The 16,811-nt window shown below is 69.9% G+C and carries 16 protein-coding genes; 7 read left to right on the plus strand and 9 right to left on the minus strand.

The features are described 5' to 3' along the window. The first annotated feature begins 17 nt into the window (after window positions 1-17). Window positions 18-1,067 (plus strand): hypothetical protein, encoded by a 1,050-nt coding sequence (locus ACIBQ1_RS08615; protein ID WP_397275677.1) that lies wholly within the window; start codon window positions 18-20, stop codon window positions 1,065-1,067. On the opposite strand, the gene ACIBQ1_RS08620 is transcribed toward ACIBQ1_RS08615, so the two are convergent. Next, on the minus strand, window positions 966-1,427 hold the full coding sequence (locus ACIBQ1_RS08620; RefSeq protein WP_397275678.1) for an HAD family hydrolase: 462 nt from the start codon (window positions 1,425-1,427) through the stop codon (window positions 966-968). The genes ACIBQ1_RS08615 and ACIBQ1_RS08620 overlap by 102 nt on opposite strands. A 187-nt stretch (window positions 1,428-1,614) precedes the next feature. On the opposite strand from ACIBQ1_RS08620, the gene ACIBQ1_RS08625 reads away from it, so the two are divergent. The 4 genes from ACIBQ1_RS08625 to ACIBQ1_RS08640 all read left to right on the plus strand — a co-directional run bounded on the left by ACIBQ1_RS08625 (window position 1,615) and on the right by ACIBQ1_RS08640 (window position 6,151). Then, on the plus strand, window positions 1,615-1,998 hold the full coding sequence (locus ACIBQ1_RS08625) for a hypothetical protein (protein ID WP_397275680.1): 384 nt from the start codon (window positions 1,615-1,617) through the stop codon (window positions 1,996-1,998). Window positions 1,999-2,350: 352 nt separating this feature from the next. After that, complete coding sequence (locus tag ACIBQ1_RS08630; protein ID WP_397275682.1) at window positions 2,351-3,343, plus strand: trypsin-like serine peptidase; 993 nt, start codon at window positions 2,351-2,353, stop codon at window positions 3,341-3,343. A gap of 119 nt (window positions 3,344-3,462) precedes the next feature. Then, window positions 3,463-4,719 carry a serine hydrolase domain-containing protein gene (locus ACIBQ1_RS08635; RefSeq protein WP_397275684.1) on the plus strand — a complete coding sequence of 419 codons (1,257 nt, stop codon included), beginning with the start codon at window positions 3,463-3,465 and terminating at the stop codon, window positions 4,717-4,719. A gap of 94 nt (window positions 4,720-4,813) precedes the next feature. Further along, window positions 4,814-6,151, plus strand: coding sequence for an MFS transporter (locus tag ACIBQ1_RS08640; RefSeq protein WP_397275685.1), 1,338 nt, complete (start codon window positions 4,814-4,816; stop codon window positions 6,149-6,151). Here the strand turns inward: ACIBQ1_RS08640 and ACIBQ1_RS08645 are convergent, their stop codons facing one another. The 4 genes from ACIBQ1_RS08645 to ACIBQ1_RS08660 all read right to left on the minus strand — a co-directional run bounded on the left by ACIBQ1_RS08645 (window position 6,152) and on the right by ACIBQ1_RS08660 (window position 10,844). Next, window positions 6,152-6,697, minus strand: a complete 546-nt coding sequence (locus tag ACIBQ1_RS08645) for a GrpB family protein (RefSeq protein ID WP_397275687.1) — start codon at window positions 6,695-6,697, stop codon at window positions 6,152-6,154. A 22-nt stretch (window positions 6,698-6,719) separates the two neighbouring features. Next, window positions 6,720-8,873, minus strand: coding sequence for a DUF6055 domain-containing protein (locus ACIBQ1_RS08650; protein WP_397275688.1), 2,154 nt, complete (start codon window positions 8,871-8,873; stop codon window positions 6,720-6,722). A 121-nt stretch (window positions 8,874-8,994) separates the two neighbouring features. Continuing rightward, the gene (gene add / locus ACIBQ1_RS08655; RefSeq protein ID WP_397275690.1) at window positions 8,995-9,909 is read right to left on the minus strand and encodes an adenosine deaminase; all 915 of its coding nucleotides are present in this window, start codon (window positions 9,907-9,909) and stop codon (window positions 8,995-8,997) included. Continuing rightward, on the minus strand, window positions 9,906-10,844 hold the full coding sequence (locus ACIBQ1_RS08660; protein WP_397275692.1) for a nucleoside hydrolase: 939 nt from the start codon (window positions 10,842-10,844) through the stop codon (window positions 9,906-9,908). The genes add and ACIBQ1_RS08660 overlap by 4 nt, the downstream gene beginning before the upstream one ends. Window positions 10,845-10,918: 74 nt before the next feature. On the opposite strand from ACIBQ1_RS08660, the gene ACIBQ1_RS08665 reads away from it, so the two are divergent. Both ACIBQ1_RS08665 and ACIBQ1_RS08670 read left to right on the plus strand, forming a co-directional pair. Then, entirely contained in the window at window positions 10,919-11,920 is a 1,002-nt protein-coding gene (locus ACIBQ1_RS08665) for a LacI family DNA-binding transcriptional regulator (RefSeq protein WP_397275693.1), read from the plus strand. Window positions 11,921-11,936: 16 nt separating this feature from the next. Next, window positions 11,937-12,905 carry a slipin family protein gene (locus ACIBQ1_RS08670; protein ID WP_397275694.1) on the plus strand — a complete coding sequence of 323 codons (969 nt, stop codon included), beginning with the start codon at window positions 11,937-11,939 and terminating at the stop codon, window positions 12,903-12,905. A gap of 133 nt (window positions 12,906-13,038) precedes the next feature. Here ACIBQ1_RS08670 and ACIBQ1_RS08675 read toward each other — a convergent pair whose 3' ends face one another. From ACIBQ1_RS08675 to trpB, 4 genes are all read right to left on the minus strand, one after another. Continuing rightward, entirely contained in the window at window positions 13,039-13,896 is an 858-nt protein-coding gene (locus tag ACIBQ1_RS08675; RefSeq protein ID WP_397275696.1) for a thermonuclease family protein, read from the minus strand. Window positions 13,897-14,036: 140 nt separating this feature from the next. Next, window positions 14,037-14,792 (minus strand): GntR family transcriptional regulator, encoded by a 756-nt coding sequence (locus ACIBQ1_RS08680; RefSeq protein ID WP_397275697.1) that lies wholly within the window; start codon window positions 14,790-14,792, stop codon window positions 14,037-14,039. Beyond that, window positions 14,750-15,586, minus strand: coding sequence for a tryptophan synthase subunit alpha (trpA, locus tag ACIBQ1_RS08685; protein WP_397275698.1), 837 nt, complete (start codon window positions 15,584-15,586; stop codon window positions 14,750-14,752). The genes ACIBQ1_RS08680 and trpA overlap by 43 nt, the downstream gene beginning before the upstream one ends. Then, entirely contained in the window at window positions 15,583-16,776 is a 1,194-nt protein-coding gene (gene trpB, locus ACIBQ1_RS08690; RefSeq protein ID WP_397275699.1) for a tryptophan synthase subunit beta, read from the minus strand. Before trpB ends, trpA begins: the two co-directional genes overlap by 4 nt. Between the last annotated feature and the right edge of the window lie 35 nt (window positions 16,777-16,811).

Below are 16,811 nucleotides of genomic sequence, written 5' to 3' on the forward strand. Positions count from 1 at the left end.
AGAGATTGAGGGGCTGAGTGGACACGGAGCCGGGCGGGAAGCCGAAATGGAATTTCAAGAAGGCCGTCCGCACGATCCCCAAGGGGGCGTGGGTGGCTGCGGCCGCCTCCTGGCTCATCGGAACCGCTTTCGCGATAGGCGGTTTCCTCTCCGACGTGAATGACGGGTGGCTGAGCCGGCAGCCGTTCACCACGAACCTCGTGAGCGCCATCACGAGCTTCCTGTTCGCGGTCCCCATTGTGCTGCTGGGGTTCAGCCAGGTCGAGGAGTATCTCAAGGAGCAGCAGGAGCTGCGCGCCAAGCGCCTGGAGGAGCGCGAGGCGGAGTTCGAGCGGCGCGCCTTCCAGAGGGATGAGGAATTGGGCCGCCGGATCCAGCGGCAGGAAGAGGAGCTCCGCGAGCAGGCCCGACGGCAGGATGAGGCTCGGCGGGCCGCAGCGGAGCAGGAGGCGCGGCTTCGTGAGGCCATGAGGGCGGCCAACGACACGATCGAGCGTATGATCGCCGGGCTGGATTCGATCCTGCGGGATCGGGAACATATCGGCGAGCTGCGCACTCTGCTCTGGCAGACCACTCTCCCGATCCCGGACGATCGCGAGAGTATCCGGGTGCTGCAGCGGATGCTGGATCTGTGGGCGGGGGTGATGCCTTCGGCCGAGGCTCTGCGTGCGAAAACGAGAGTACTGGTGGGCGAGTGGAGGGCGATTCCCACCGAGGCGAAGGCGTCGTTCGACCAGGGCACGGCGCTCGACGTTGACAGCGCACTGGTACGCCTGGCTAAGGCCGCTGCCACTGGCGAGCTCTACACCAGGCATGCGGACATCGTGGCACTGGTGGCGCGGGCCCAGGACTTGATGGGCACCGGCAAGCGGGACAAGGGCCTTCGGCTGTCCGCGCTGGAACAGGCGGCACGCAGGCTGAGCGGCGTGTTTGGCCAGGTGGACGTGCGGCAGCCGCTCGACGACCTAGTCAGCCTGCCGGCCATGCTGAAGCGTCTGTCGCGCACCACTGTGCCGTCGGCCGGGGTAGGTGACCAGCAGACGACAAGCCGAAGCTTGAATGGGTGACCCGTCGGCTCGCCGGAAGAGCCTAGACCGCCAGTATTGCGCGATGATGGCCATTGCTCCGACGGCGTCGGTAACTACGTAGTCGGCAGGGCGTTCGTCGCCCGGCCATGTACCCCTGTCAATCCAGATTGTGCGCAGGCTCGCCCTGCGGGCTCCTTGGATATCGGCGATGAGGTTGTCGCCGACCATCCACCCGCCATCGTCCAGAGCGGCCCCACATCGCTGAGCGGCTATCTGGAACAGACCGAGCTCGGGCTTGCGGATCCCCTCGGCCCCGGACACGGCACAACCGTCGATCACGTTGGCGAGGCCGGTTCGTCGAAGCTTGCCGAGCTGGTTTTCGGGCGCGCCATTCGTCACGATGCCGATCCGCCATCCCAGCGCTGTGGCTGGAAAACCGCAGGCCGGAGGCAAAACGCCTGGTCGAGAAGAGCGTCCCGGCTGGCATCGCTCGGTTACTGCCCATCCTTCCTAGTCGACTAGGAACGCCAGCGCTATTTCGTGAAGCCTTGAAACGCCTGGAGGCGGTCACCTAGAGGATGAGTCGATGAGCAAGACGATCACCTATGTAATCACCTACGAGAACGGGCGCTGGGTGTCGCGTTGCCCAACTGGAGAGACCGAGGGCGTTGGCGTGGCCAGTACCTTGTCGCAGATGGAGCGTGATTTGGCGCAGATCCATGCCTGGGCTTGGCCCCAGAACACTCCTGGCGTGGAGTTGGTCTTCGACCTGCCCGAGGACCTGGCCGGTGTGGTGACCGAATACCACCGTGAGAAGGAACTGGCCGAGGCTCATGTCAGGCGTGCTGCGGAGTTGGCCGTCAAGGTCGCGAAGACTCTCACGAACCACTGGTCGGAGCCGGACACGGCATGGGTCATGGGCCTGTCCAAGCAGCGCGTGCACCAGTTGAAGGTCGCGCCTGATAGGTGACCGTCCGACCCGTTCCTGGACGCCGTACGGGATCAACGAGCGTCTGATGCTGCTCGATCGGCTGGACCGGGTCGACGGGCGCCGGTGGTTCGGGTGGGGGTCGCCATCGGGCTCCGGGGGTAGGGCTCCCGTCCTGGAGGCGTGCGGTGTTCCTGTTGAGGAGGAGCCGGTCTCGCAGACCGGCGCCCAAGTCCCTATGGCGTCGGTCTACTTCCGCGACCCTGACGGAAACCTGATCGAAGTCTCCACCTACTGGAGAGCTGTTGTCGGCGGCCTGGGCAGTCTGTGACGATTGTCCATTTTTGTGACAAGTGTGGTAAACCTCCTTCGTCACACTTGTCACGGAGGTCCCATGCGTACCTTGTCCATCGTCGGCTTGACCACCTTGATGCTGGGGCTGGGCAGCCACGCCGCCGTCGCCGAGCCGCCGGCGGCGAAGGCGGCGGAGGACGGGCCGCTGGCGCACAATGTCCCGGCGACGTTCGCGGCCGGAAGCGACTACTGGACCCCGGAGCGGATGCGCGCCGCCCAGCCGCTCGCCGCCCCCGCCGACACGGCGAGCGGCGAGACCAAGAGCGTGACCCCGTTCGCCGCGCAGGAGCAGGTGGACATCGCGCCCACCCCCTCGAAGGACACGATGCGCTGGGTCCGCCCGTACGTCACCTCGGCGGCCAAGCAGCAGACGTGGCAGTCCGGCGGCCTCATCGCCAAGACGGCGGGCAAGGTGTTCGGCACCGGCGGCAGCGGCAGGGACTTCGTGGCCTCCGGCAACGTCGTGACCAGCGCGGACGGGGACGTCGTCGTCACCGTCGGGCACGCGTTGATCGACGGCGAGGGCCGGTGGAGCAAGAACCTGGTCTTCGTCCCGGCGTACAAGAACGGCGCGGCACCCTACGGCAAGTTCGTGGCGCGGACCATGTTCATCTGGTCCGGCTACTACAAGGACGGCGCTCACCAGCCGCCGCTCGACTTCGGCATGCTGGTCGTCAAGCCGGTGAAGGGCAAGACCGTCGTGCAGACCGTGGGCGGCCAGGGCATCAGGTTCAACTCCGCCACCGTCGGCTCGTCCAACCTGCTGCTCGGCTACCCGAGCAACGGCAACGGTGGCAAGACCCTGCAGTACTGCAGCGGCGCTTCGGTGAACCCGGCGTACGGCATGAAGTACGCGTTCCTGTGCGACATGGGCGGGGGCTCCAGCGGCGGCCCGTGGTTCCAGGGCTTCAACAAGATCACCGGTATCGGCTACCAGATCTCCACCCACGCGCTGCGCAACACCACCACCAGCTACGGCTCCTACTTCGGCCCCGAGGCGCTCAAGACCTTCCGCGCGGCGGAGGGCGCCTGAGCCCGGCCTCAAGGTCGGGGCGTCAGGGCACGTGGACGCTCCGGCCCCAGGGGATCGCCTTTTGTGCTGATTGTGGTAGTAAAGACCACTATTGATGCTGTTGTGACACAGGGGGAAATGTGACCGCACTCAGCCGCCGCCGGCTCCTCCAGGCGAGCGCGGGCGCCGTACCGGCTATCGCGCTCGGGGCCCGCCCCGCGTCGGCCGGCGTCGCCGCGCCGCTGACCACCGGTGTGGTGCCGAGCGCGCTGGCCGGGTTCGACAAGGCGATGACGACGTTCATCACCGAACGGGACATCTCCTGCGCCCAGCTCGCGGTCGCCAAGAACGGCAAGATCCTGCTCGCGCGCGGCTACGGGTACTACTCCAAGCCCGGCGCCCCCATCGTTCGGGTGCAGCCGACGTCCCTGTTCCGGATCGCGAGCCTCAGCAAGAGCCTCACGGCGGCCGCGATCGTCCGGCTGGCCCAGGACGGCAAGGTGTCTCTGGGCGCGAAGGTGGCCTCCCTGCTGGGGCTGTCCACCACGGCGGACCCCCGGCTGGCGAACGTCACCCTCTGGCGGCTGCTCCAGCACCTCGGCGGCTGGGACAGGGACGTCTCGAAGGACGCGCTGTGGATCGACCCCACGATCTCCGCGTCGCTCGACGTGCCGCTGCCGATCGACCACGCCGACATCATCAAGTACGTCACCGCGAAGAAGCTCGACTTCGACCCGGGCACGAAGTACGTCTACAGCAACTACGGCTACATGCTGGCCGGGCGGGTCATCGAGAAGGTCTCCGGCCTGAGCTACGAGTCGTACGTGCGGCAGAAGCTCCTGGCCCCCGCCGGGATCACCCGGCCGCGGCTCGGCCGCAGCCTCCGCTCCGAGGCCGTCTCCACCGAGGTGACCTACGAGTCGAAGCTCACCAACAAGAGCGTCGTGGACCAGTCGGGCGCCGTCGTGCCGTTCCCCTACGGCGGTTTCAACATGCCCAACCAGGACGCCAACGGCGGCTGGCTCGCCTCGGCCGTCGACATGGTCAAGTGGGGCTTCGTCTTCGACGCCGCCGGGCCCGTGCTCAACTCCACGTCGATCTCCCGGACGTTCGCCAAGCCCGAGACCGGCGTGACCGCCGGCGGCTCCTGGTACGGCCTCGGCTGGAACGTGCGCAACAACAACGCCGGAGGGCTGAACACCTGGCACACCGGCAGCATGCCCGGCACGTTCAGCTTCCTCGCGCGGGTGCAGAACGGCGTCAGCTACTGCGCCATCTTCAACCGCAGGGAGGAGACGGGCACGCCCGACTTCGACTCGATCGACCCCATCCTCGGCGCGGCGATCGGCACCGTGAAGACCTGGCCCACCACTGACCTGGCCCCGAGGTATTTCTGACCGCCGGCAGAAAGCTCTACAAAAGAGCCTCGTGACCACCAATGTTGTGTCATGTAACGTCGCGGGAAAGGTAAGTCCTACCGAGGAGCGGTAGATGGTGGAGGAGCAGCGACCCGACGCGACAGGACAGCAGCAGACGAGAAGGCAACTGGTCCGGGCGGTGATCGCCTCCGCCGTGGGGACCTCGATCGAGTGGTACGACTTCTTCCTGTACGGCTTCGCCGCCAGCACGATCTTCGCGGAGCTGTTCTTCCCCAAGAGCGACCCGACCACGGGTCTGCTCCTGTCTCTCGGCACCTACTTCGGCGGGTTCGCCGCCCGCCCGATCGGGGCGGCGATCTTCGGTCACTACGGCGATCGGATCGGCCGCAAGGCCACCCTCATCATCACGCTCCTGAGCATGGGCATCGCCACCGCGCTGGTCGGGCTGGTGCCGACGTACGAGCAGATCGGGATCTGGGGCGGCATCCTGCTGACCGTGCTGCGGCTGCTCCAGGGCATCAGCGTCGGCGGCGAGTGGGGCGGCTCCGTGCTGCTGGCCACCGAGTGGGGCAAGTCGCGCGGCGGGCGGCGCGGGTTCCTGGGGAGCTGGCCGCAGTTCGGGGTGCCCGTCGGGCTCGTGCTCGGCTACCTGGCCCTCGAAGTGTTCCAGCCGCTCGACCCCTACTGGGGATGGCGCATCCCGTTCCTGCTCAGCATCGTGATGGCGGGCGTCGGCCTCTACATCAGGCTCGGCATCCTGGAGACGCCCGTCTTCACCAAGGTCCTCCAGGAGAACCGGGTCGAGCGCGTCCCCGTCCGCGAGGTCATCGCCAGGAACTGGCGGGAGATCGTGCTGAGCGCGCTGCTGCGGACCGGGCAGCAGGCGCCGTTCTACATCTTCACCGTCTTCATCCTCACGTACGCGACCAAGACCCTGGGGTTCGAGGCGAGCGACGTCTACCTGTACGTCATCGCGGCCGGGGTCGTGTCGCTGTTCACCGTGCCCTTCTGGGGATACGTCTCGGACATCGTGGGGCGCCGGAGGCTGTACATCATCGGCGCGGCGGCCATGGTGGTCTGGTCGTTCATCTACTGGCCGCTGCTGGACACCCGCGTCCCGTCGCTGGTCCTGCTCGCCATCGTGCTGGCGGCGCCCATCCATGACATCCAGTACGGCCCGCAGGCCACGTTCATCGCCGAGAGCTTCACGGGGCGGCTGCGCTACAGCGGGGCCTCGCTCGGCTACCAGCTGGCCTCGCTGACGGCGGGCGGGCCCGCGCCGCTGATCGCGGTCTGGTTGTACGCGACGTATCAGAGCTCGTTCGCCATAGCCGTCTATATGGCGATATGTGCGCTGATCAGCGTGGTCGCGGCGTTCGCCCTGAAGGATCGATCGGATCAGGACTACGCGGTCGAGTACGACGACGTACGAACCGAGACCAGCCCCTGATCACGCGTCGCTCGGGCCCGGCGTCCAGCCGGTGATCTGAGACCAGTCGTCGGCGTGGCGAAGCGCGTCCCAGATGAACGGCCGCTTCGCCTCGACGTATCGGTGCCGCTCGTGCCTGAACTCGGCCGCGAAACGCCGCTTGACCGCCGCGTACTCGTCCGCCGTTCCGGGGTGGGCGCGCAGGTAGTCGCGGAAGAGCAGGGAGAGCTGCTGGGAGAAGCTGCCCAGCACGCGTACGTGGACGTGCGTGCGGCGCTCGCCCGGCGCCTCGCGGAAGTAGCGCTTGGTCAGGTCGGGATTGTCCGCCCGGTACACCAGGCCGAGGCTCTCCAGCGGCGGCCTGAACGCCTCCGGCGGCTCGAACGACCGCACCGACACCTGGACGTCGATCACCGGCTTGGCCGCCAGCCCGGGCACTGCGGTCGATCCGATGTGATCGATCCGCGGTGCCACGTCGCCGAGCCGCCGGCGCAGTGCCTCCCCGATCCTGGCGAACTCCTCCTGCCAGGCCGGGTCGTAATCCGCTATCTCGACGGGGTCTGCCATGCGCCGATTATCCCGGTTCGCATCAGCCGAAGGCGCGGACCTCCAGCAGGCCGACCGAGCCCTGGCCGCTCTGCAGCACGACCCGGAGCCTGGTGGTGCTGACGGCGGTGAACGTGACCGGGTTGTACGCCCCGGCCGCGATCCCGTACGCGCTCGCCCCGGGCACGTCCGCGTACGCGCTGCCGTTCCAGTACTGCAGCTTCCACGAGGCGGGCACGCGCACGCCGCCGCCGTCGTCGAAGAAGTAGACCTCAGCCGACTTGATCGTCTGAGTCGAGGACCAGGTCAGCTCGGCCCACTGGGTGCCGGTCTCCGGCCAGGTGCCCCAGCGCGGGCTGGGCACGAGGCCGTCGTTGACGGCCGCGACGCTCTCCCACGGCGAGGTGTACGAGGCCGAGGGCGTCGCGCTCGACGCCAGGTTGACGGGCGTCGGGTTCCCGCCGCCGCCGCCGAAGGCGAGGTCGGCGTCGCTGAAGATCGGGTGGGACGGGTTGACGTCCGCCTCGCCACCGCCGCCGTCGCAGCGGCGGTCGGGGTTGAACATCAGGTACGTGCCCGAGGAGCAGGCCGTCGCGGGCTCGGCGTCTCCGCCGATGACCACGCTGCCGCCGAGGTTCGCGCCGCCCTGGACCAGCGCGCTGTTCTTCACCACGGCGTTGCCGCCGACGGTCGCGCCGCTGTTGACCCAGGCCAGGTCCTCGACGCGGGCGTTGCCGCTGACCGTGCTGTTGCCGTAAACGGCGGCCCTGGGGCCGACGTAGGCGGTGGCGGCCACGTTGGCGCGGTTGTCCACCCAGCCGCCGCCGTTGGAGTGCCAGTGGCCGCCGCCCGGCGCGGCCGGTTTCACGTGACCGGGCTCGAAGCCCCACGGCGTGGCGCCCTGCAGGCGGAACTGGTACGGGTAGCGGTAGTTCTTCGGGTAGCCGTCGAGGAAGGCGTACTTGTGCACGGCGTTCGGCGCGCCGACGACCACGAGGTAGACGTCCTTCTCGCCCGCCTGGGTCTGGAAGGTCACCTCGCCGTTCGAGGAGTTGTAGACGGGGCTGTAGCGGGGCGTGCCATTCTTCACCGCCACGAACCCGTACGACCAGCCCGACCCGGCCGCGGAGTTGACGTGACCCCTGAACCGCATCCGGATGAGCGCGCCGTCGCTGCCCGGGACCAGGCGGATCTTGTTGTAGCCGTAGTCGGAGGGCGCGATGGCGTCGGAGACGCGGAAGTGCCCGGCCGCCGCGTTGACCGCCTGCGCCTCCACGCCGTTGTAGGCCGTGACGAAGGGGTACAGGCTGTTGATGAAGGGCATGAAGTCGGCGCGGTTGGAGTAGTCCCACGTCACGTTGCGCTGGGCGTACTCACCCAGTCGCCGGTTGAGCTCCGCCTGGTCGATGCCGGAGATCCGGCGGTAGGTCTCCAGCGGGTGCTCGTTGCTCCTGGCCTCGTTCCACAGGCGGTTGAACATGGCAAGGCCGTCGCGGTCCTTGATGTACTGCAGCAGCATCCAGTTGCCGTAGTGGTGCCGGCTGCTGCTGTAGGCGAGGTTCTCCGTGCGGATGAACCGCGTCAGGTCGCCCGCAGCCGTCTTCGGGTACACCTGCATGGCCATGAACTCGGCGCTCGACTCCCAGAACGTGCCCGCGCTCGGGTCCGTGAACCCGAAGCCGGGCCTGCCGAGGAACGTGTAGTTCTGGAACACGTGCCCCAGCTCGTGCGCCAGCCCCCATGAGCCGGGCAGCGCGGCGGCGGGGGCGATGTTGATGACGCCGACCTTGCCGTCGGTCGAGCCGCCCGTCGCCCACGCGTCGAGCGGCGCGTTCGACCAGGTCCTGGTGACGATGACGATGATCTTGTACTGCGCCAGCAGCCCGGTCTCCGGCGTGAACTTCATGGTGTTCACGTAGAAGGAGTAGAGGCTCTCCAGCTGGCTGAGCATGTTGTCGGGGTCGAAGTTGTACGGGGAGGGCGCGGTCTTGGGATTCGTGCCCGAGCGGTCACCCCATAACAGGATGAAGTTCGCCGACTCCTTGGTACGGTCACTGGCCCACGGCACCTCCCCGGTGCTCTGCCAGCGCGCTGGGATGAAGACGGCCTTGGCCGCCGCTGTGGCCGCCGGGGTGGTGGTGAGAAACGCGGTGACAAGCATCAGGAGGGCGACCGTCGCCGCCCGCAATCGTCTCATTCGGAAACCTCCGGGAGCCGCTCTGTGTGTTAGCGCTAACAGCGTGCGTTATGTCACATATTTTGGAGCGGCATAGAGTGTTGAGGTTCGCAACAGAGACTGTCAAGACCCGGTGAAACTTTCAGTTCAGAAAGGCTGCCTCCGCCGCGTTCGCCTGGGCGAGCTTCTCCTGCTCGGCCGTCCACCCGGCGAACTCCCGCTCCAGCGTGGTCCCGGCGGTGGTGCGCGCGTCGGTGCTGATCGTGACCGCCAGCCCGTCCTCCAGGAGCGGGATCGCGGGGTGCTCCGACATGCTGGGGACGGCGCCGGTCATGACGTTGCTGATCGGGCACATCTCCAGGGCGATCCGGTCGCGGCGCAGCCGTTCGAGCAGCGCGGAGTCGCCGGTGCAGCGCACGCCGTGCCCGATCCGGCGGGCGCCGAGCACGTCGATCGCCTCCCACATGCTCTCCGGGCCCGCCGCCTCGCCGGCGTGCACGGTGCACGGGAGGCCGGCGGCGTGGGCGAGGTCGAACGCGGCCCGGTGCGGCGTGGCGGCGTAGCGCTGCTCGTCGCCGGCCAGGTCGAGCCCGGCCACCTTGTCGCGGTGCCGCAGCGCCGTCTCGGCGACGGCCAGGCTCTCGTCCGGCGTCTGGTGCCGCAGGCAGCACAGCAGCAGCCCGGTACGCACTCCCGTGGCCGCCTGGCCCGCCGCCAGGCCCTCGGCGACGGCCTCGACCGCCTCGTCCATGGTCATGCCCTGGTGGCCGTGCAGCTGCGGGGCGAAGCGCGTCTCGCCGTAGACCACGCCGTCCGCGCTCCAGTCCGCCACCAGCTCGCGGGCGGCCCTGCTCAGCGCGTCGGGCGTCTGCAGCACCTGGAGGGGCACGTCGATGTACGTGAGGAACCGGCTCAGGCTGCCGCACCCGGCGGGCGCCGTCACCAGTTGCTCGACGGGTGCCCCCAGGGTGATGCCCTGGCGGCGCGCCAGGTCGGCCACCGTGCTCGGGCGTACCGATCCGTCGAGGTGGCAGTGCAACTCGTAACGCCGGGTCATCGCGGTCCCTCACAGGTGTCGAAGAGCAGTTGCTTGAAAGAGGTCTCGTCGACCCGCCGCACCAGCGTCAGGTTCGGTGCGGGGGCCGTGCGGCGGCGGTCGATGATGAGCTGGCCGCGGGTCTCGTCGCCGAGCGCGACGTCCACGTACGCCCGCTCCCGCTCGACGGCCAGCTCGGGCCGCAGCGCCACGGCCATGGCGACGGGGTCGGGGAGGTCGTAGCCCGGCAGGCCGGTGACGTCGCGGGCCCAGTCGGCGACCGTCCGGTTGACGCGGTGGGCGAAGGTGGCCATGGGGGTGTCCAACTGCTCCAGCCGGAGCTGGTCCGCCGGGGTCATGACGGCGTCCCGGCGCGAGACGTCCCAGCCGATCCAGGTCACCTGGTCCGGCGTGGCGGCCTGGAGCACCACGCGGGCGGCCTCCGGGTCGGCCCACACGTTGAACTCGGCGGTGGCCGAGACGTTGCCCCGCATGTCCGCGGCGCCGGCCATGCAGTACACGTGCCGGTAGCGGGAGAGCAGGTCGCGGTCGCGGAGCAGGGCGGCGGCGACGTTGGTGAGCGGTCCCAGGGTGACCAGGGTCAGCTCGCCGGGGAGGTGGCGGGGCGCGTCCAGGAGGACGTCCACGGCATGCTCGGGCTCGGTGGCCCGCAGCGGGTCGGGGAGGTCCAGATCGCCCATCCCGTCCTGGCCGTGCACGTGCTGGGCGGTGGACAGCGCGCGGGTCATCGGGGACGCGCAGCCCTCGTGGACGGGGATGTCCGGGCGGCCGGCCGTCTGCAGGGAGATCAGGGCGTTACGGGTCGCGACCGCCAGCGGCACGTTGCCCGCCACCGTTGTCACCGCCCGTACGTCGCCCAGCCCGCTGGCGGCGGCGAGCAGTAGCGCCACCGCGTCATCCGAGCCGGTGTCGGTGTCGACGACCAAAGGCAGCACGGTCACCTCTTGTCTAATCGTTTAGATCTGCCAAGTGCCTATCTAAACGATTAGATGCGAGAATGTAAACCGCCATGACGAAACGTCCGAGCACTCTGGCCGATGTGGCCCGCAGAGCGGGCACCTCCACGGCGGTGGTCAGCTATGTGATGAACAACGGGCCCCGCCCCGTGGCCGCCGCCACCCGCGAGCGTGTCCTGGCCGCGGCGGCCGAGCTCGGCTACCGCCCCAACCGCATCGCCCGCGCGCTGCGCTCGCGCACCACGGGCGTGGCCGGCCTGGTGCTGGCCGACGCGTCCAACCCCTACTTCGGGGCCCTGGCCAGGCACGTCGAGCGGGCGCTGGAGAGCCGCGACCTGCTCACGCTGGTGGGCAACGCCGGCTACTCGGCGCGGCGGCAGCGGCATCTCGTCGAACGATTCCTGGCCGCCCAGGTCGACGGGCTGGTGATCGTCTCGTCGGACTCCGTGGGCGACGTGGCGGACGTGGCCGAGGCGGCCGGCGTACGCGCCGTCTACGTCCACAACGGCCCCCCGGGCGCCCGCGTGGCGGCGGCCGACAACCAGGACGCGGTGCGGGAGGCGGTCGCGCACCTGCGCGGGCACGGGCACCGGCACATCGCCTTCCTGGCCGGGCCGGACGACGAGGGGCCCGTGGGCGTGCGGCGGGCGGCCTGGCAGGCGGCCGTCGCCGGCGACCCCGGCGCCGCCCTCCTGCGCTGCGCCTACTCGCGGGCCGAGGCGGACTCCCTGACCCGCCGCCTCGCCGCCGCGGGCGCCCTGCCCCACGCCCTGGTCACCGCCACGGACGAGCAGGCCATCGGGGTCCTGTCCGGCGCGTGGGCCCGCGGCCTGGCCGTCCCCGACCGGCTCGCCGTCATCAGCCTCGACGGGACCCCGGAGAGCGCCCACACCGCTCCGGCGCTGACGGTGACCGAGCAGCCGCTCCAGGCCATGGCGGAGCAGGCCGTCGCCCTGCTGTTCGACGAGGCGCCCGCCCCGCTCGCCCCGCACGCCGCCCTGGTCCCGCGACGTAGCTGTGGCTGCGGAGGAGGAGATCTGGACCTACTCTCGTAAGAGAAGGGATAGGTCCATGGACATCAACATCGTGCTCGGAGTCATCGCCTTCTTCCTCTTCTTGGTGGTGGTCACCGGGGTGAGAGTCGTCAACCAGGTCGAACGCGGCATCGTCTTCCGCTTCGGCCGGGCGCAGCAGCAGATCCGCGAGCCGGGCCTGAGGTTCCTGATACCGGGTGTAGACAGCATGCGGAAGGTCAACGTCCAGATCGTCACGATGCCGATCCCCACGCAGGAGGGCATCACCAGGGACAACGTCTCCGTACGGGTCGACGCCGTCGCCTACTTCCGGGTGCAGGACCCGATGCGGGCCGCGATCGAGGTGCAGAACTACCTGTTCGCGGTGGAGCAGGTGGCGCAGACCTCGCTGCGGTCCATCATCGGCAAGAGCGAGCTGGACGATCTGCTGACCAACCGCGAGGAGCTGAACCGGGGCCTCGCGCTCATGATCGACAGCCCGGCGCTCGGCTGGGGCATCCACATCGATCGCGTGGAGATCAAGGACGTGCAGCTGCCCGAGGCCATGAAGCGGTCGATCGCCCGCCAGGCCGAGGCCGAGCGCGAGCGGCGGTCCAGGGTGATCGTCGCCGACGGAGAGCTGCAGGCCGCGGGCAAGCTGGCCGACGCCTCGGGCATCATGTCCCAGACGCCGGGCGCGCTGCAGCTGCGCCTGCTGCAGACCGTGGTGGAGGTCGCCGCGGAGAAGAACTCCACGCTGATCATGCCGCTGCCGGTCGAGCTGCTGCGCTTCTTCGAACGGGCGGGGCAGAACCTCGAACGGGCGACGCAGGCCGCCGCACCGGCCGAGCCCGCCGCGGTCGGCTCGGAACGGGTCCGGCCCGAGCGGCCCGCCCTCGCGGAGGAGGAGGCCGTTCCCGAGCTGCCCGCCCAGCGGAGCGAGAGCGAGTTGCCCGCGCGGCGGAGCGAGAGCGAGTCGGCCCTTGAGCCCGGACAGAAATCGGGTGACCTACCGCTGACCCGGTGAGAGCCACTCGGCGATGTCCGCGACGACGGCCGGGTCGACGTGCTGGGCCGGCTCGCCCGTTCCGCACCCACGCCGACCGCGTGGAGGAGGCCCTGGACGTCATCCGCGCGGCGGCGTGTCCTCCTCCTCCGGGTCAGTGCTTGATGGGCATGTCCTTACGGGCCTGCTCCAGGTCCTTCTTCCAGATCCACAGCCGGTTCGGCGGCGGGACCTCGTGGTAGCCGTACAGGCCGACCTCGGTCAGGGTGCGCAGGTCGACGCACACGCGCTCGTAGGCGTTCGCGACGGCATCCGCCGGGTTCTTCAGGTCCTTGGCGCCGAGCTTGATGCAGGCCCGGTACTCGTAACCCAGCAGCAGATCCGGGCCGAACTGCGCCCACGCGCCGCGCTTGTGCTGCCAGGCGTCCTCGGCCTCGTCGAGCATCAGGTTCAGGTCGTAGGTGGGCGGGATGGAGGGGTAGATGAGGAAGCTGGCGGCCCACCCGAGCGACAACATGTCGAGGTTGAAGGTGCGGCGCTGCGGGTCGTCGCGGGGCGGCAGCGGGTCGGACGTCCCGCCGGCGAACCAGGGCGCGGTGTAGCCCAGCAGGCGGCCGTGGTTCTCGACGAGCTCGCCGGTGGCGACCACGGCCAGCTTGCGCTGGGTGCCGTCCGGGCGGGTCAGGCGGGTCTTCACCATGGTCTTGTGCGCCTCGGCCGCCAGCTGGCCGGCGGTGAGGTGGTGGTCGGCGGCGTTGGGGGTGATGCGTGAGATGAGGTAGTCGCGCAGCTGCTGGGGGATGGCGTCGTAGGTGCCGTCCTGCAGGCGGGCCTTGGTGCGCTCAAGCGCGGCCTGGGCAGTGGGCGGGCTGCCCCCGTAATGGCTTTCCGGGGTGTCGATCGAGACCATGCGGATCGACATTTCGATCTTCGGGGTGTCGCCGTCGGTCACTTCGGTGAACTTGTAGTCGTTGGCGGGACGGCTGGGCCCGACGAAGCCGAGATTGATCATTGTGTGCTCCAACACCGGGTGAGACCTGGAGCACCAACATCGCAGTCGATTGAAACGCTCTGGCGGCTGACACGCTGACCTGCGCCGACGTTGATCGAAAACATTGACCAAGATCTACCTGGGCGGGCTTGCGCGTTGGGTCAGGTGCTCGCGCCCCAGGTGAGGGAGAGGCCGGTGGCGGCGCGTTCTGTGCGGATCTCCATCATGCTGCCCAGGATGGTGGCGTGGTCGGCGACCAGCGCGGTGGCGTCGAGCGCGTACGTGATCCGCTCGCTGAGGAAGACCGGGCTGCCGGGAGGCTCTTCGAGGTGGGCCGCGACGGCCGGGTCGAGCAGGCCGGGCCGGATCTTCTCCGAGGCGCGCGCCACCGCCACCCCGCAGTCGGCGAGCGCGCCGTAGAGGGAGGTGGCGGTGAAGTCCCGGTCGCGGATCTGCTCGGCGGCCGGCCGGCGGATCCAGGAGACCTGGTGGATCGCCGGGCGGCCGGCGAACTCGCGCACCCGCTCCAGCCGCAGCGCGGTCTCGCCGGGAGCCGTGCGCAGCTGGGCGGCGATGCGGGCCGGCACCCGGCGCACCGAGCGGCCGAGCACGACGGTGCGTATCTCGTGGCCCTGTTTCCTGAGGTCGTCGGCGAGGCTCTGCAGGGAGCCCAGCTGGTAGGCCAGGTGCGGCGGGGACACGAACGTGCCTCGGCCGGCCTGCTGCACGATCAGCCCCTCGTCGCTGAGCTGCCGGAGCGCCTGGCGCAGCGTCATGAGGGTGACTCCGTACGAGGCGCTCAGCTCGCGTTGGGACGGCAGCGCCGCGCCGGGGGCGTAATGTCCGGCCCGGATCTTCGCCGCGAGGTCGGCGGCTATGGCGCGGTACCTCGCTTCGTGTCCGGCGTCACGGGCCATCGTCTTTCGTCACGCTCCTGGTCAAGGGCCCGCCGCAGCCCCGTCAGGTAGGCGCCGACGTCGTCCGGCCCCGCCCCGTCGAGGATCCGGCGCATGATCGCGGCACCGATGACGACACCGTCGGCGCGCCGGGTGGCTTCCACGGCCTGCCCGGGCGTGGAAATGCCAAATCCTAGCAAGACCGGCCGGTCGCTGTTCTGCTTGATCCGTTCGGCGAGGGCCGCGGCGGACTCGGCGAGCGCGGTCCGCTCGCCGGTGGTGCCCATCACCGAGACGGCGTAGACGAAGCCCCGGCTGTGTCGCGCGATCTCGTCCAGTCGCGGCTGCGGCGTCGCCGGGGAGGCGAGCAGGACCAGGTCGACGCCGGTGGCCGCCGCCGCGTCCGCCAGCTCGCCGGCCTCGTCCAGCGGCAGGTCGGGCACGATGAGCCCGGTGATCCCCGCCCGGCGCAGCGCCCGGCAGAACGCCGTCGGCCCGTCGCGCAGCACCAGGTTGTAGTAGGTGCTGGCGACCAGCGGCACGTCCAGGCGCAGTTCGGCGATCTCGGCCAGGATGCCGTCCACCGTCGCGCCCCGGGCCAGCGCCACGTCCGACGCCTCCTGGATGGTGGCGCCGTCGAGCGTGGGGTCGGAGAACGGCAGGCCGAGCTCGATCGCGTCCGCGCCGGCGGCGGCGAACGCCCGCAGGTAGCCGGTCCAGCCGGGGGTGATGCCGCCGGTCACGTACGGCATGAGCAGCTTGTGGCCGCCGTCGCGCCGGTCGCGCAGCGGCCTTTCGAGCAGTCCGGTACTCATACCAGCTCCTTCAGGGTCGAGATGTCCTTGTCGCCCCTGCCGGACAGGGTGAGCAGAACCGTCGCACCCGGCGGCAGCTCGCCCGTACGCGCCGCGCGGATCACCCACGCGACCGCGTGCGCCGACTCCAGCGCGGGCACGATGCCCTCGGCGCGGGCCAGCCGCACCGCCGCGGCCACCACCTCCTCGTCGGAGACCGTGACATAGCGCGCCCTGCCGAGGTCGCGCAGGTGGGCGTGCTCCGGCCCGACCCCGGGGTAGTCGAGGCCGGCCGCGATGGAGTGCGCCTCGATGATCTGCCCGTGATCGTCCTGGAGGAACAGCGAGCGGAAGCCGTGCAGCACGCCCAGCCTGCCCCTGGCCGCCCCCGCGCCGCCCTCCGCCTCGACGCCGACGAGCCGGGCGGTGGTGCCGACGAAGCCGGCGAACGTGCCGGCCGCGTTGGAACCGCCTCCCACGCAGGCCACGACATAGTCGGGCACGGCGCTGGCGAGCGCCCCGGCGCACTGCTCGCGCGCCTCGTCGCCGATGACCCGCTGGAACTCGCGCACCATCCACGGGTACGGGTTGGGCCCGACGACCGAGCCGAGGCAGTAGTACGCCTCTTCGGTGACCCCCACCCAGGCGCGCAAGGCCTCGCTGGTGGCGTCCTTGAGGGTACGGCTGCCGGTGCCGACCGGTACGACCTCGGCGCCCAGCATCCGCATCCGGAACACGTTCAGCGCCTGCCGCTCGACGTCCCGCTCGCCCATGAACACGGTCGCCCGCAGCCCCAGCAGGGCGGCGGCGGTCGCGACGGCCACGCCGTGCTGGCCCGCGCCGGTCTCGGCGATCAGGCTGGTGCGGCCCATCCGGCGGGCCAGCAGCGCCTGGCCCACCACGTTGTTGATCTTGTGGGAGCCGGTGTGGGTGAGATCCTCCCGCTTGAGCAGCAGGGTCACGCCGAGCTCGGCGGACAGCCGCCGGGCCGGGGTCAGCGGCGTGGGCCGCCCCACGTACAGGGTCAGCGCCTCCGCGAGGCTCTCGCGGAACGCCGGGTCGGTCCGGGCCTCCCGGAAGGCCGCCTCCACCTGCCGGCAGGCCGCGACCAGCGACTCCGGCACGTACAGCCCGCCGTACTCCCCGAACCTGCCCAGCTCGCCGGGGTCCTCCATCACACCTGGCCGGGTGGCCGGTTCCGCTGTCAGCATGCACCTCACCCCTCTATAACTCTGCGAACAGTTCT

Origin of the sequence: Nonomuraea sp. NPDC050153 (genome assembly GCF_044460125.1) — a bacterium.
Classification (GTDB): Bacteria; Actinomycetota; Actinomycetes; order Streptosporangiales; family Streptosporangiaceae; genus Nonomuraea.

Coding starts and splice junctions, on each gene's coding strand:
- ACIBQ1_RS08625 (WP_397275680.1), top strand. CDS start 1,615: ATGAGCAAGACGATCACCTATGTAATCACCTACGAGAACGGGCGCTGG.
- ACIBQ1_RS08630 (WP_397275682.1), top strand. CDS start 2,351: ATGCGTACCTTGTCCATCGTCGGCTTGACCACCTTGATGCTGGGGCTG.
- ACIBQ1_RS08640 (WP_397275685.1), top strand. CDS start 4,814: ATGGTGGAGGAGCAGCGACCCGACGCGACAGGACAGCAGCAGACGAGA.
- ACIBQ1_RS08645 (WP_397275687.1), bottom strand. CDS start 6,697: ATGGCAGACCCCGTCGAGATAGCGGATTACGACCCGGCCTGGCAGGAG.
- ACIBQ1_RS08650 (WP_397275688.1), bottom strand. CDS start 8,873: ATGAGACGATTGCGGGCGGCGACGGTCGCCCTCCTGATGCTTGTCACC.
- add (WP_397275690.1), bottom strand. CDS start 9,909: ATGACCCGGCGTTACGAGTTGCACTGCCACCTCGACGGATCGGTACGC.
- ACIBQ1_RS08665 (WP_397275693.1), top strand. CDS start 10,919: ATGACGAAACGTCCGAGCACTCTGGCCGATGTGGCCCGCAGAGCGGGC.
- ACIBQ1_RS08670 (WP_397275694.1), top strand. CDS start 11,937: ATGGACATCAACATCGTGCTCGGAGTCATCGCCTTCTTCCTCTTCTTG.
- ACIBQ1_RS08675 (WP_397275696.1), bottom strand. CDS start 13,896: ATGATCAATCTCGGCTTCGTCGGGCCCAGCCGTCCCGCCAACGACTAC.
- ACIBQ1_RS08680 (WP_397275697.1), bottom strand. CDS start 14,792: ATGGCCCGTGACGCCGGACACGAAGCGAGGTACCGCGCCATAGCCGCC.
- trpA (WP_397275698.1), bottom strand. CDS start 15,586: ATGAGTACCGGACTGCTCGAAAGGCCGCTGCGCGACCGGCGCGACGGC.
- trpB (WP_397275699.1), bottom strand. CDS start 16,776: ATGCTGACAGCGGAACCGGCCACCCGGCCAGGTGTGATGGAGGACCCC.